Consider the following 333-nt stretch of genomic DNA (forward strand, 5'->3'; position numbering starts at 1 on the left):
GAATTCGAAGGAACTTTTAGAACATCTGAAATCCACTCATTTTAGTAGAGTCCATTCGATCAAAGCCTTTGATTTTTCGACACTTTACACTACAATTCCACATTCTAAATTGAAAGAAAGACTCGCAAAAATTATAAGTAATGCGTTTACAAGTAAGAACGGTAATCGCAAATACAAATTTATTGTTGTTAACTATGACAAAACCTACTTTGTAAAAGAAAAGTCCGATTCTGAAAATAAGTACACTGAAACAGACATTATTCAGATGTTAAACTTTCTGATCGACAACATTTTTGTGGTGTTTGGTCTTCCAGCAAATTGTGGGAATTGTGA

1 protein-coding gene is annotated in these 333 nt (G+C 32.4%); it reads left to right on the top strand.

The genetic code is table 11. The features are described 5' to 3' along the window. Window positions 1-109 precede the first annotated feature (109 nt). Window positions 110-333 (top strand): hypothetical protein (locus tag RG22_RS18055; protein ID WP_204244209.1); only part of this gene is annotated, 224 nt, incomplete at its 3' end.

It is taken from the genome of Wocania ichthyoenteri Th78 (assembly GCF_000789235.1).
Taxonomy (GTDB): Bacteria; Bacteroidota; Bacteroidia; order Flavobacteriales; family Flavobacteriaceae; genus Wocania_A; species Wocania_A ichthyoenteri.